The 12,778-nt window shown below is 71.6% G+C and carries 9 protein-coding genes; 3 read left to right on the forward strand and 6 right to left on the reverse strand.

Features of this window, described 5'->3' with window-relative positions:
• Positions 1–61: 61 nt before the first annotated feature.
• On the forward strand, positions 62–2,419 hold the full coding sequence (locus V3T34_RS27260; protein WP_305077312.1) for a Tex family protein: 2,358 nt from the start codon (positions 62–64) through the stop codon (positions 2,417–2,419).
• A gap of 54 nt (positions 2,420–2,473) precedes the next feature.
• Here V3T34_RS27260 and V3T34_RS27265 read toward each other — a convergent pair whose 3' ends face one another.
• From V3T34_RS27265 to V3T34_RS27285, 5 genes are all read right to left on the reverse strand, one after another.
• A complete protein-coding gene (locus tag V3T34_RS27265; protein WP_244533367.1) occupies positions 2,474–3,505 on the reverse strand; it encodes an HAD family hydrolase in 1,032 nt (343 codons plus the stop codon).
• 915 nt (positions 3,506–4,420) lie between these two features.
• Positions 4,421–4,954, reverse strand: coding sequence for a hypothetical protein (locus tag V3T34_RS27270; RefSeq protein WP_305077313.1), 534 nt, complete (start codon positions 4,952–4,954; stop codon positions 4,421–4,423).
• 40 nt (positions 4,955–4,994) lie between these two features.
• Complete coding sequence (locus V3T34_RS27275) at positions 4,995–6,305, reverse strand: flavin monoamine oxidase family protein (RefSeq protein WP_407942789.1); 1,311 nt, start codon at positions 6,303–6,305, stop codon at positions 4,995–4,997.
• Between the two features lie 8 nt (positions 6,306–6,313).
• Complete coding sequence (locus V3T34_RS27280) at positions 6,314–6,874, reverse strand: hypothetical protein (RefSeq protein ID WP_305077315.1); 561 nt, start codon at positions 6,872–6,874, stop codon at positions 6,314–6,316.
• A gap of 40 nt (positions 6,875–6,914) precedes the next feature.
• Positions 6,915–8,723 (reverse strand): hypothetical protein, encoded by a 1,809-nt coding sequence (locus V3T34_RS27285; protein ID WP_305077316.1) that lies wholly within the window; start codon positions 8,721–8,723, stop codon positions 6,915–6,917.
• A gap of 177 nt (positions 8,724–8,900) precedes the next feature.
• On the opposite strand from V3T34_RS27285, the gene V3T34_RS27290 reads away from it, so the two are divergent.
• On the forward strand, positions 8,901–10,406 hold the full coding sequence (locus V3T34_RS27290) for an NAD(P)/FAD-dependent oxidoreductase (protein ID WP_305077317.1): 1,506 nt from the start codon (positions 8,901–8,903) through the stop codon (positions 10,404–10,406).
• A 177-nt stretch (positions 10,407–10,583) separates the two neighbouring features.
• Positions 10,584–11,750, forward strand: coding sequence for a complex I NDUFA9 subunit family protein (locus V3T34_RS27295; protein WP_305077318.1), 1,167 nt, complete (start codon positions 10,584–10,586; stop codon positions 11,748–11,750).
• A gap of 163 nt (positions 11,751–11,913) precedes the next feature.
• Here the strand turns inward: V3T34_RS27295 and V3T34_RS27300 are convergent, their stop codons facing one another.
• Complete coding sequence (locus tag V3T34_RS27300) at positions 11,914–12,696, reverse strand: SDR family oxidoreductase (protein WP_305077319.1); 783 nt, start codon at positions 12,694–12,696, stop codon at positions 11,914–11,916.
• Positions 12,697–12,778 lie beyond the last annotated feature (82 nt).

Here is a 12,778-nt window from a genome sequence, read left to right on the forward strand (position 1 = left end):
CACTCGTCCCCAACCCCCGTAAGGACACGCCTCCCCGTCGCCCCGGAATCGCGGAGTCGCCATGTCCAGCATCACCCAGCGCATCGCCACCGAGCTCGGCGCGCAGGAATGGCAGGTCAAGGCGGCGGTGGAACTCCTGGACGGCGGCTCGACGGTGCCGTTCATCGCCCGCTACCGCAAGGAGGTGACGGGTACCCTCGACGACGCGCAGCTGCGCACCCTGGAGGAGCGCCTGCGCTACCTGCGCGAGCTGGAGGCCCGGCGTGCCGCGATCCTCGAGAGCGTCCAGTCCCAGGGCAAGCTCGACGACGCGCTGAAGGGCCAGCTCCTCGCCGCCGACACCAAGGCGCGGCTGGAGGACCTCTACCTGCCGTTCAAGCCCAAGCGCCGCACCAAGGCGCAGATCGCCCGCGAGGCGGGCCTCGGGCCGCTGGCCGAGGCGTTGCTCGCCCGCCCCGACCAGGTGCCGCTCGCCGCCGCCGCGCCGTTCGTCGACGAAGCGAAGGGCGTGGCGACGCCCGAGGCGGCGCTGGAGGGCGCACGCTCCATCCTGGTCGAGCGCTTCGCCGAGAATGCCGAGCTGGTAGGGCAATTGCGCGAGGCGTTCTGGACCCGCGGGCGCCTCGTCTCCCGGATGCGGGACGGGCAGGCGCAGGCCGGCGCCAAGTTCTCCGACTATTTCGACTTCTCCGAGCCCCTGACCCGCCTGCCCTCCCACCGGGTGCTGGCGCTGTTTCGCGGCGAGAAAGAGGAGGTGCTAGATCTGCGCCTCGACGAGGCACCCGAGGGCGTCGACGCCCAGAGCCTCTACGACGGCCGCATCGCCCTCTCGGCCGGCATCCAGGATCGCGGCCGGCCCGGCGACCGCTGGCTGATGGATGCGGTGCGCTTCGCCTGGCGCACCAAACTGAAGCTCTCGATCGAGCTCGACCTGCGGGCGCGCCTGTGGGACGCCGCCGAGACCGAGGGCGTGCGGGTCTTCGCCGGCAACCTGCGCGACCTCCTGCTCGCCGCGCCGGCCGGCGCCCGGCCGACGCTCGGCCTCGATCCGGGCTACCGCACCGGCGTGAAGGTCGCGGTGGTGGACGCGACCGGCAAGGTGGTGGCGACCGACACGATCTACCCGCACGAGCCGCGCCGGGACTGGACCGGCGCGCTGATGACGCTGGCCAAGCTCTGCCGGACCCACAAGGTCGAGCTTGTGGCGATCGGCAACGGCACCGCCTCGCGGGAGACCGACAAGCTCGCCGCCGAGCTGATCGCAAAGCAGCCTGAGCTGAAGCTCACCAAGGTGATGGTGTCGGAGGCCGGCGCCTCGGTCTACTCGGCCTCCGCCTATGCCAGCGCGGAACTGCCGGGGCTCGACGTGTCGTTGCGCGGCGCGGTCTCGATCGCCCGACGCTTGCAGGACCCGCTCGCCGAACTCGTGAAGATCGAGCCGAAGGCGATCGGCGTCGGCCAGTACCAGCACGACCTCGCCGAGGGGAAGCTGTCGCGCTCCCTCGACGCGGTGGTGGAGGATTGCGTGAACGGCGTCGGGGTCGACGTGAACACCGCCTCCGGGCCGCTGCTGTCGCGGGTCTCGGGCCTCACCGAGCGGGTGGCGCAGAACATCGTCAGCCACCGCGACGCCAACGGGCCGTTCCGCAGCCGCTCGGGGCTGAAGAAGGTCGCGGGACTGGGACCGAAGGCGTTCGAATTGTCGGCGGGCTTCCTGCGCATCCAGGACGGAGACGACCCGCTCGACGCCTCGGGCGTCCACCCGGAGGCCTATCCGGTGGTGCGCCGCATCCTCCAGGCGACGAAGAGCGACATCAAGGCGGTGATCGGCAACGGCGGCGTGCTGAAGGGCCTGAACCCCAAAACCTTCACCGACGAGACTTTCGGGCTGCCGACCGTCACCGACATCATCGCGGAACTCGAGAAGCCCGGCCGCGACCCGCGCCCGACCTTCAAGACCGCGACCTTCCAGGAGGGCGTGGAGAAGATCGGCGACCTCACGCCCGGCATGGTGCTGGAGGGCGTGGTGACCAACGTCGCGGCCTTCGGCGCCTTCGTGGATATCGGCGTGCACCAGGACGGGCTCGTCCACATCTCGGCCCTGTCCAAGACCTTCGTGAAGGACCCCCGCGCGGTGGTGAAGCCCGGCGACGTGGTGCGGGCGAAGGTGCTGGAGGTGGACGTGCCGCGCAAGCGCATCTCGCTCACCCTGCGGCTCGACGACGAGGTCGGCGCCCGTCCGCCCCGCGAGCCCGGAGGCCAGCACCGCGACGGGGCCCGTCGCGACGCCGGACAGGACGCAGCCCGGCCGCAAGGCTCCTCGCGGCCGCAAGGCGGCCGCCGCGAGGAGACGGCGGGCGGCGGCGCGCTGGCCGATGCCCTGCGCAAGGCCGGGCTCGACCGGGGGCCGCGGCGGTAACGGCGATGGGCCGCGAAGGGAGGCCGCCGGGGATCCCGGCGGCGTCTCGGCGCTCTACTGGATGTCCTCGGGCTTCACGACGATCCAGTTCTTGTCGGCGGTGACGGGCAGGCCGTTCGCGGCCTGCGCGGTCGCGCTGGTCTTCTTCATCTCCTCGATCTGAGTGCGGTACTTCGCCTTGCGATCGACCCAGACCCGGACGCCGCCCTTGGCGACGTCGACGTCGTGGAACAGCATCGGCCCGTCGCTCACCGGCGTGTCGCCGGCGACCAGCACCGCCTTCTTCCACGGATCGATGTAGGTCATGATCGCCGCGTACTTGCCGGCGTACCAGGTCGCCGGGGTCCACAGGTACGGCGTGACCTCGAGGGGCAGGTTGGCCTTCTCGTCGTAGCGGCCGGCCGCGACCTGCTTGCGTGTCGTCGTCAGCTCGCCGGTCTTGCGGTCCTTGAGCAGCGTCGTCACGCCGATGACGTTCTCGGGCTTGACGTTGTAGCCGTAGCGCGGATCGGAGGCGACCATGCGCACGATTTCCTCGTGCGCCGCGCTCACCACGTAGACCTCGATGCCGTTCTCGCGCAGCTTGGCGTACAGCTCCTTGATGCCGGTGAAGATCTTGGGCGGCTGGACCTCGATCGTCTTGAGCGTGTCACCCTCGTAGTAGGTCGACGGGATGGTCTTCCCGTAGCTCATCAGCTCGTCGACGTAGCCCTTCAGCTCCTGGACGGTGAGACCGGAGAACGACTGCGCGATCCACGGATAGCACACCATGTCGTCGATCTCGCACAGCCGGTAATAGTAGCTGTTGAGGCTCTCCTTGACGTCGCCCTTGTCCTTGAACGGCATCAGCTTCAAGGATGGATCGAGCTTCTCGCGCGTCAGCACGCCCTTCATCTCGAGGAAGGGCAGCAGCGACTCGGTCAGGTCGTAGCGATAGCTGGTGTTGTCCATGTCGAACACGGCGTACGCGCCCTTGTTCGCGTTCGCGGCGATCATCGCATCGATCTGCTGCGCCGCCTCCTTCGGCCAGTGATCGAGCCCGGCGGCCGAGGCCTGGCTGGCCAGACCGAGCAACAGACAACTCACGAGCCACCTCGATGCGCGCAACATGGGACGCTCCCTGGTTCGGGATTGCAGGTCTTCGGGAAGGTTCGACACGCGCGAGCGGACGGCGACACCGGAGGACGAAACAGATCTCGTGTTCGTGCGTGTCTGGTCCGGTCACGCGGTGTGTCATGCGAATGGCCTGTACGGCCCTTCGTCGAGGAGAGGCGGTGCCGAGATCATCGCCGGGGTTTCAGCCCCACGAATGTCCGGGCAATGAAACCCTTGGTCACGCGTTCAGCAAGCAGTGGGCAATAACTTTATGAGGTGTTGCAATTTAGTTACTTATATACAACAAATCGCATAATTTACAATAATATACAGTAAATTTTTAGCAAAGCTAAAGAAAAATATTAATTTCATGTCGTTATACATCATTCAATATTTATCTGATTATGATCCATTGTTGTATTTTGAGTCGCAACTCCCCGAATAAAAACATCTCAAAGCAAAATAAATACATAAAACGATCTTTTGTGTGCACGCCCAATCTCTAGACAACGTTGTTTCAGGCCAACGCCCTTCGGACCTGGGCTTTAGCGACGAAATGCTTCATTCTGATGACAGATGGAGTTTCAGCGAGCATTCGCGATTTCGATAGATCGAGAGAAATCGTACGGCCGAGACAGCAGGACTGATCTTGCCTTGAGGCAAGGCCTGCGGAGTGCAAGACACGCAGGGCGGTAGATCCGGCTCCGTTACGGCAGCGAGGATCCGAAGACCGACGGTACTGGGCGGCGTCGATCGGACATCGCGGCATGGTCGAGGGCGTGGCTTCGCCGGCCGAGCGCAACGGGCATGCCCTCCGGCCCGGCGATGAATCGGAAGGCGCCGCCCGGCAGCACCGGACAGCTCGGCCCTCGTCGCGGGAACAGGCTTGGCCGAAGCCGGAGCGTCCTACTTCGCCGCCGGCTCCTTCGCACCCGTGTCCTTGGGCGCCGCATCCTTGGGCGCCGCATCCTTGGCAGCCCCGTCGCTCACCGTCGTGAAGGTCCCCTCGAAGCGGCCCCGCTGGGTGTCGGCCGAGCAGGCGACGATCGAGCGGCCGGGCGGGGAAGCGGGGAAGCGGCAGGAGCCGACGGTCATCAGCGTGTCGCGGGTGATGCCGCCGTCGCTGCCCTTCACGGTCAGGATCACGGCGCTGACCGGCTGGAGCGCGTCGACGCCGACTTCCTCCTGCCGGTCCTGCGGCATGCCAGTGCCGCTGAAGCTGATCGTCGTTCCGTCGCTGGAGGTGAAGTCGAACGAGGTGCGCCGGCCCTGGACCAGGTTGGCGAGACCGTCGCCGCAGGTCGGGGTGACGTCCTTCCCGGCGACGACGAGCTTGTCGCAGGTGCCCTTGAGCACGTTGCGGGTCATGGGCTGGGCGTGGACCCCGGCGGCGCAGGACAGGCCGAGGAGCACGAGGACGGTGAGGAGACGGGTCAGCATGGGTGGAATGTAGGGGTCCGCCGCGGGAAACCAACGTGGCTCAATGGCCGAGCGTGGCGGCCATCGCCTCGGCCGCCCGCTCGCCCTCCGCGAAGGCGCCGCCCGCGGTGCCCCATTGCTCGCGCGACAGGGCCTCGCCGGCAAACCAGATCCGCTCGCCCACCGCTTCCTTGAGGAGGTCGCGGGCGCCGGTATGGCCCGGCGGCACCACCGCCCAGGAGCCGCGCGACCAGGGATCGTGACGCCACTCGGTCACCGCCGGCACCGCGAGGTCGCGCAACGACCCGCGGCCAACCTGCTCGGCCAGGGTCTCTCGCACCAGCCGGCGCGCGCCGTCGGCGCCGGACCGGGCCGCGTCGAGGCGCGCGGCCATCGGCACGTCGAGCTCGAAATAGTGGAACGGCGTGCCGTCGACGCGCGTCAGCAGGCCCGGCGGCTGGAGCCGTCCGCCGATCAGGCTCGCCAGCCGGTCGCGGCCGCGGAACGGCGAGGACGGCCAGTGCAGCACGACGTGCTCGTAGATGCCGGTGGCGAACCCGTCGATCGCCGCGCGCACCGGCGCCGGCAGGTCGGGGGCGAACCGCAAGGCCGGGGCCGGCTCCTGCAGCACCATCATGGGCGCGGTGACGAGCGCCGCCCGGGCCCGCAGGGTGCCGCGGGCTCCGAGATCGAGGCTCACCCCCTCCCCGGCCCAGTCGAGGGCGGCCACCGGGGTCCCGAGCGCCACCGGCAGCCCTGCGGCGAGGCGGGCGAGGTAGGCGCCGTAGCCGCCGGCGATGAAGAAGTTGTCGCCGTACTCCATGCTGGGGAAGTCGTGCAGGCTGATCTCGGAGAGCGGCCGGCCCGAGACGAGGCCGTGCACCAGGGAGACCCGCTTGCCCCAGGGCCCGAGGCCCGGCGGCAGGGCGGCGGCGGCCGGACGGTCCGCGCCGGGGAGGCGCGCGCCGTCGGTCATCGCCCGGTCGGCGACCGACCAGGCGCGGCCGAAGGCGGCCTCCTCGGCCGGCCGGCCCGGCCGGCGCCCGACCCAGAGGTGGCTCTCCTGGGCGGCCCGGCGCAGGGGCTCGCCGCGGGCGAGACCCAGGCCCACCAGCGGGTTGATCGGCCCGGCATGGAGCCAGTGCGCGCCGAGATCGACCGGATGGCCCCGCAAGGCGGTGGTAACGGTGCGCCCGCCGAGCCGCGGCCGGGCCTCCAGCACCGCGACCGACAGGCCGAGCGCGCGAAGCCGCCGCGCCGCGCCGATGCCGGCGGCGCCCGCGCCGATCACCGCCACGTCGGGCGAGGCGGGCAGGTCCGCCAGCGGCGGGACGCTGGTCGGCGGCAGGTGCTGGTGGGCGGCGCGCGGCATCCGGGTCATCACCCCTTCGTCGATTCGAGGCCGGCCGCCGCCGCGATCGCGGCGAGCCAGGCGTCGAGCCGGGCGCGGCTCGTCGCCAGGACCGGGCAGCCGGCCTGGCTGCGGATGTAGAGCGCGAGGCTGGCGCGGCCCTCCCCCCGGCCGACGATCTCGACCGCGATCGTGTCGGGGCATCGCAGCCACGCCGTGCGGGCGACGTAGCGGTCCTGCTCGCCCCAGCGATCGGTGAAGACCAGGGCGGTGCGGGGCTGGTCCTCGGCGACCCGCCCGACGATCTCGCGCAGACGCGCGCCCGGGACGGCGAAGTCCGGCGGCACCGCGTCGGCCTGCGCCCGGGGGCAGATGTCGGGCGCGCAGGCGAGCGCGTCGGACCGGGACGGCGTGCGGGCGAGGCGCGCGAACTCGACCGGGCCGAGATCCGGCGGTCCGAGCAGCGCGATCCACACCTCCTCGATGCCGCCGGGCTCCTCGCCGCGGGCGACCGCCAGCCCCCCGGCGGCCAGGACCGCGAGGAGGAGGGCGACGAGGACGAGCGCAGCCGGACGCCAAGCTCCCTTCACGAACGCTCCCTCCACGAAGGTGCCCCGCTCGGGGGCTCCCTCACGGCGCCGGCCGGAGGCGCCAGACCCGCAACGGCGTATCCCGCACCGGGACCGGCTCCAGCCCGGGCGGGGAGACCTCGCCGCGCCCGAGGCGGACCGCGACGCTCGGCGTCTCGCCGGGTTTCTCCGGCGGGGCGCACGCCACGATGTAGTCCGCGCCCGCACGGGCGGCCACGCGCGGCAGGGCCTCGAGATCGCGAAACCCTTCGAGCGAGGCGACGAGGCCGGGCAACGCCCGGTGATACGGCGCCGCCACGACGGAATGGTGGCTGTGCAGCAGGAGGCTGGGGCCGAGGTCGATCTCGGCGAGGATCACCCCCGGCGGCAGGGCGTCGAGGGCGGCGATCGACCGGCGGGCCCCGCATTCCTGCCAGGCGGCGTGCTCGGTCGCGAAAGCCTTCTCGGTGTTGCCGAAGGCCTGCGGCACCGAGGCGACGAGGAGCCAGACCTTGCCGCAGAGCGCGAGCCCGAGCCCGATGGCGGCGAGGCGCCGGCGCGAGGATGCGCGGGAATCGCGCAGCAGCGCCACCGCCCGGTCGAGGACCGGGCCGGCGACCAGCGGCACGAAGGCCCCGGCGACGTAGAGGCCCCGGAACTGCGGCACGCCGAGCGCCACGCCGAGCCAGAGCGCCCCGGCCGCCACCGCCATCAGGCGGCGCGGCGCCGGTGCCCCGTCGCGCCAGGCCCACAGGCTCGCCACGAGCGCGCCGACCAGCACCGGGACGTGGCCGGCGAGCACCGCGTCGGGTGCCAGGACGGCGAGCTGCCAGACCGGCCGCATCTCGCGCACCTTCACCAGCCACTCGTCGTGGACAAGGGCCGGCATGCCGGTGAACGGCCCGGCGGCGCAGGCCGGGAACATGAGGACGAATCCGCCGACCGCTATCGCCCCGCAGGCGGCGAGGAACCCGGCCCGCGCGAGGCGCCCGCCGGGCACGAGAGCGGCCCCGCAGGCCGTGGCGAGCGCCGCCGCCGCGAGCCAGAGCCAGGGCGGGGAGAGAGCGTCGCAGGCGGGGACGGCCCAGGCGGCCGGACCGGTCTGGACGGCGAACAGGACCGGGGCGACGAGCCCGAGGCCGAGGCCGAAGCCGCGGAACGGCGCCAGGGCCGCGCGCCCGTCGCGCCACCACAGGCCGGCGAGCAGCAGCCCGGCGGCGGCGATGAAGGGCAGCGCCTCGAGCCCGACCGCGAGCGAGAACGCCGCGAGCGCCCCCGCCGCCGCGCCGTCCCTCGCCGTCGGGGCCGGCCGGGCGAGGCACAGTGCCAGCGCGAGGACCGCGCAGATCTGGACGTTGTGGTGGTCGATGCGCCCGGGCGCGAACATGCCGGTGACGAACACCGCCTGCCCGGCGGCGAACAGCGCGAAGGCCGCCGCGCGCCAGCCGAAGGCGCGCGCCACCCCGCGATGGAGGATGAGGGCGTAGAGCCCGAGCAGGAGGAGCGGCCAGGCGGCCGCGACGATCCCGTCGGCCGCCGGCCCGGCGAAGGGCCGGACCAGCAGGATCAGGGCGGCGATCGGCGCGTCGACGAGGCGCGACCAGTGCATCGGCGGCGCGCCGGCATGGCGGTGCTGGGACAGATCGAACCAGCCCTGGCCGGCGAGAAGGTCGCGCACCTGCACCAGCCGCATCGCGTCGTCGGTGTCGGGCAGGCGCAGCTCGCGCAGGACCGCCACGAGATCGGGCCAGGACAGGATCCCGGCGACGCTCGCCGCCACGATGAGCCACACCACCGCCGGACGCTCGAAGGGCGAGCGCTCGGCCGCCTCCGGTCCGGGCCGGGCCTGGGTCAGCGGGGCGGCGAGCATGGCGGGATCCTTGACGAGCCTCGGACATCCGGTCGGACCGGGGTCGCATGCCGGCCTTACCCTCCGGTTAGCGGGTGCGGTTGAGCGGTTCTTTACCATCCGGCCGCTAAAGCATGGGGAGAGCGAGACCCGCCTTCACGCGTAGCGGCCGTGCCGGCCCCCGGAGTTGCCCGAGCGATGAGCCTTCACACCGAGACGCTGGTGATCGGCGGAGGACCGGCGGGCCTGACCACCGGCTACATGCTGGCCAAGGCCGGCCGCGACGTCGTGGTTCTGGAACGCGACGCGACCCAGGTCGGCGGCATCAGCCGCACGGTGGAGTACAAGGGCTACCTGTTCGACATCGGCGGCCACCGCTTCTTCTCGAAGGCGAAGGAGGTGGTCGACCTCTGGAACGAGATCCTGCCCGACGACTTCATCGAGCGGCCGCGCCTGTCGCGGATCTACTACAAGGGCAAGACCTACGCCTATCCGCTCAAGGCCTTCGAGGCCCTGCGCAACCTCGGCATCGTCGAGAGCGGCCTTTGCGTCGCCTCCTATCTCTGGGCCCGCGCCCGACCGATCAAGGAGCCGAAGAGCTTCCACGAGTGGGTCCGCAACCAGTTCGGCGAGCGGCTGTTCTCGATCTTCTTCAAGACCTACACCGAGAAGGTGTGGGGCATGTCCTGCGACGACATCTCGGCCGACTGGGCGGCGCAGCGCATCAAGGGGCTCGACCTCGGCGCGGCGATCCGCGACGGGCTCAAGCGCTCGCTCGGCCTGCACCGGCCGGCCGCCTCCGGCGACGGCACCGTCATCAAGACCCTGATCGAGTCGTTCCGCTACCCCCGCCGCGGCCCCGGCATGATGTGGGACGCCGCCGCGGCCGCGATCCGCAAGAACGGCGGCCGGGTCCTGCTCGACCGGCGGGTCGACGGCCTGTCGTACGACGCCGCGACCAAGCTCTGGACCGTGAGCGCCCGGCGCGAGGACGGCAGCCGCGAGACCTTCACGGCCCGCAACGTCGTCTCCTCGGCGCCGATCCGCGAGCTCGTGGGCGCCATCCGCCCGGCCCCGTTGAGCACCTTCCAGGCGCGCAGCCTCCGCTACCGCGACTTCGTCACCGTGGCGCTGATCGCGCGCGCCAAGGACAGCTTCCCGGACAACTGGATCTACGTCCACGACCCGGCGGTGAAGGTCGGCCGGGTGCAGAACTTCCGCTCCTGGTCGCCCGAGATGGTGCCGGACGACGCCTATACCTGCCTCGGCCTCGAATATTTCTGCTTCGAGGGCGACGGGCTGTGGACCGCGCCGGATTCCGAGCTGATCGCGCTCGCCCGCCGCGAGATCGGCCAGATCGGCCTCGTCGATCCGTCGAGCGTCGTCGATGCCTGCGTGGTGCGCCAGCCCAAGGCCTACCCGGTCTACGACGACGCCTACCGGGCCCACGTCGCGACGATCCGCCGGGACCTCGAAGGCAGCTACCCGTCGCTCCACCTCGTCGGCCGCAACGGGATGCACAAGTACAACAACCAGGACCACGCGATGATGACCGCCATGCTGACGGCGCAAAACATCATCCTGGGCGAGCGGCGCTACGACGTGTGGAACGTCAACGAGGATGCCGAGTACGGCGAGGCCGGGCTCTCGGGGGCGCAGGAGGCGCTCAGCAGCGAGCGGATGGTGCCCCGCAAGGTGGCGTGAGCCGGACGGGGGCGCGGGTCCGGGGTGGTCGCGCGCGGCGAACGGGACGCACCCTGGCCGGTTCCGGGCCCCCGCGACGGCGGCGGAGCTTCACAGGACCTCGCCCCTCGACTAAGGAGCCGGCACGAGCCCCCGCACCCTCGGCCCGATGAAGACCCGCGGAAGGACCCCACGACCATGACCGGCTTCGACACCGTCGGCCTCACCCGGCCCGCCTCGCAGCTCGTGACCGTGTTCGGGGGATCGGGTTTCCTCGGCCGTCACGTCGTGCGGGCGCTGGCCAAGCGCGGCTACCGGATCCGGGTGGCGGTGCGCCGGCCCGACCTCGCGCAGTTCCTCCAGCCTCTCGGCCGCGTCGGCCAGATCGTCGGCGTGCAGGCCAACCTGCGCGATCCGGCCTCGATCGTGCGCGCTACCGAGCACGCCGACATCGTGGTCAACCTCGTCGGCATCCTGCAGGAGAGCGGCAGCCAGAGCTTCCAGCGCCTCCAGGCCGACGGCGCCGCCGAGATCGCCCGGGCCGCCGCCGCGGTCGGCGCGCCGATGATCCACGTCTCGGCCCTCGGCGCCGACGAGGCGTCCGCATCCGCCTATGCCCGCTCGAAGGCGATCGGCGAGGCCCGGGTGCTCGAGGCGCGGCCCGACGCCGTGATCTTCCGGCCCTCGATCGTGTTCGGGCCGGGCGACAGCTTCTTCAACCGCTTCGCGGGCCTCGCCCGGATGCTGCCGGTGCTGCCGCTCGCCGGCGCCGAGGCCCGGATGCAGCCGGTCTTCGCCGGCGACGTCGCCGAGGCGATCGCCCGGGCGGTCGAGGGCGGGCTCCGGGGCGGCCGGGTCTACGAGCTCGGCGGGCCGGAGATCCTGACCCTGCAGCAGCTCGTCGAGTACACCCTCAAGGTGACGATGCGCAGCCGCGTGGTGCTGCCGCTGCCGGCCCCCGCCGCCCGCCTCCAGGCCCGGGTGATGGAGCTCGTCGACACCGCGACGCTCGGCCTCCTGCCCGACACCCTGAAGCTCACCCGCGACCAGGTCACCCTGCTCCAGAGCGACAACGTCGTGTCCGAGGCCGCCAAGGCGGACGGCCGCACGATCGAGGGGATCGGCATCGCCCCGACCGCGATCGAGGCGGTGGTGCCGGGCTATCTCTGGCGCTTCCGCAAGGCCGGCCAGTTCGCCACCGGCCGCGGCACCCCCGAGATGGCCGCGACCCCGGACCTGATCGCCCCCGAGCCGATGGGCCCGGGCTCGCAGCACCACCCGGGCGACGCGAGCGGCCCGGCGATCGGCCAGCTGGCCGCGGGCGCCGGGCCGGCGCCGGGCGTGCGCTGGGGCAAGCGGCAGTGAACCGACAACCGGTTCGCAGATGAAGAAAGGGCGGTCCCGAAGGACCGCCCTTTTTCTTGGGTCGCCACCCGTTCCCGCACGACCGGAGCGACGCGCACCGAAGCGAGGCGCGACAGGGTTCGGGGCGGGCGGGACGAACGATCGTCCCGCCGCGGGCGATCCCTCAGATCGACCGCACGGCTCCGCCGTCGACCCGGATCATGCTGCCGGTGACGTAGGACGCGCGCTCCGAGGCCAGGAAGCACGCCACGTCGGCGAATTCCTGGACACGGCCGTAGCGCTTGGCGGGAATCGCCGCGCGGGCGGCCTCGGCGATCTCGTCGCGCGACTTGCCCTGCGCCTTGGCGTTGGCAGTATCCAGTTCGCCGGTGCGGTCGGTCTCGATGCGGCCGGGCAGGATCATGTTGACGGTGACGCCGTCGGCCGCGACCTCGGCCGACAGGGTCTTGGCCCAGCCGGCGATCGAGGCGCGCAGCGCGTTCGACATCACGAGGTTGGGGATCGGCTGCTCGACGCCGCTCGAGGCCACCACGACGATGCGGCCGAAGCCGGACTGGCGCATGCCCGGCAGGACGAGCCCGGCGAGGCGGAAGACCGGGGTCACCATCGCCTCGAATTGCGGCGTCCAGGCCTCGGGCTGCACGGTGAGGGCGGTGCCGGCCGGCGGACCGCCGGTATTGGCGATCAGGATGTCGACCCCGCCGAGATGCTCCTGCGCGGCCGCATGGATCGCCTCGACGTTGTCCTTCAGGGGACCCGCGAAGGCGTGGGCGCGGCCCTGGCCGCGGGCGTTGATCGCCGCCACCGCCTCGTCCAGGCGCTCGGCGGTGCGGGCGGTGAGCAGCACGTCCGCGCCCTCGGCCGCCAGGGCCTCGGCGATGCCGCGGCCGAGGCCGCGGCTGGACGACAGGACGAGGGCGCGCTTGCCCTTGAGGCCGAGATCCATGGTGGGTCCTCCCGTGATGGGTCGAGCTTGTTCGAGGCAGGGACTAACACACGCACCTGTGCCCTCCCACCCACGACCTCAT

The organism is Methylobacterium ajmalii (genome assembly GCF_036448855.1).
Classification (GTDB): Bacteria; Pseudomonadota; Alphaproteobacteria; order Rhizobiales; family Beijerinckiaceae; genus Methylobacterium; species Methylobacterium ajmalii.

Excerpts from the sequence above, each read along its gene's own strand:
- V3T34_RS27260 (WP_305077312.1), top strand. The coding sequence starts at position 62 with ATGTCCAGCATCACCCAGCGCATCGCCACCGAGCTCGGCGCGCAGGAA.
- V3T34_RS27270 (WP_305077313.1), bottom strand. The coding sequence starts at position 4,954 with ATGCTGACCCGTCTCCTCACCGTCCTCGTGCTCCTCGGCCTGTCCTGC.
- V3T34_RS27275 (WP_407942789.1), bottom strand. The coding sequence starts at position 6,305 with ATGCCGCGCGCCGCCCACCAGCACCTGCCGCCGACCAGCGTCCCGCCG.
- V3T34_RS27285 (WP_305077316.1), bottom strand. The coding sequence starts at position 8,723 with ATGCTCGCCGCCCCGCTGACCCAGGCCCGGCCCGGACCGGAGGCGGCC.
- V3T34_RS27290 (WP_305077317.1), top strand. The coding sequence starts at position 8,901 with ATGAGCCTTCACACCGAGACGCTGGTGATCGGCGGAGGACCGGCGGGC.
- V3T34_RS27295 (WP_305077318.1), top strand. The coding sequence starts at position 10,584 with ATGACCGGCTTCGACACCGTCGGCCTCACCCGGCCCGCCTCGCAGCTC.
- V3T34_RS27300 (WP_305077319.1), bottom strand. The coding sequence starts at position 12,696 with ATGGATCTCGGCCTCAAGGGCAAGCGCGCCCTCGTCCTGTCGTCCAGC.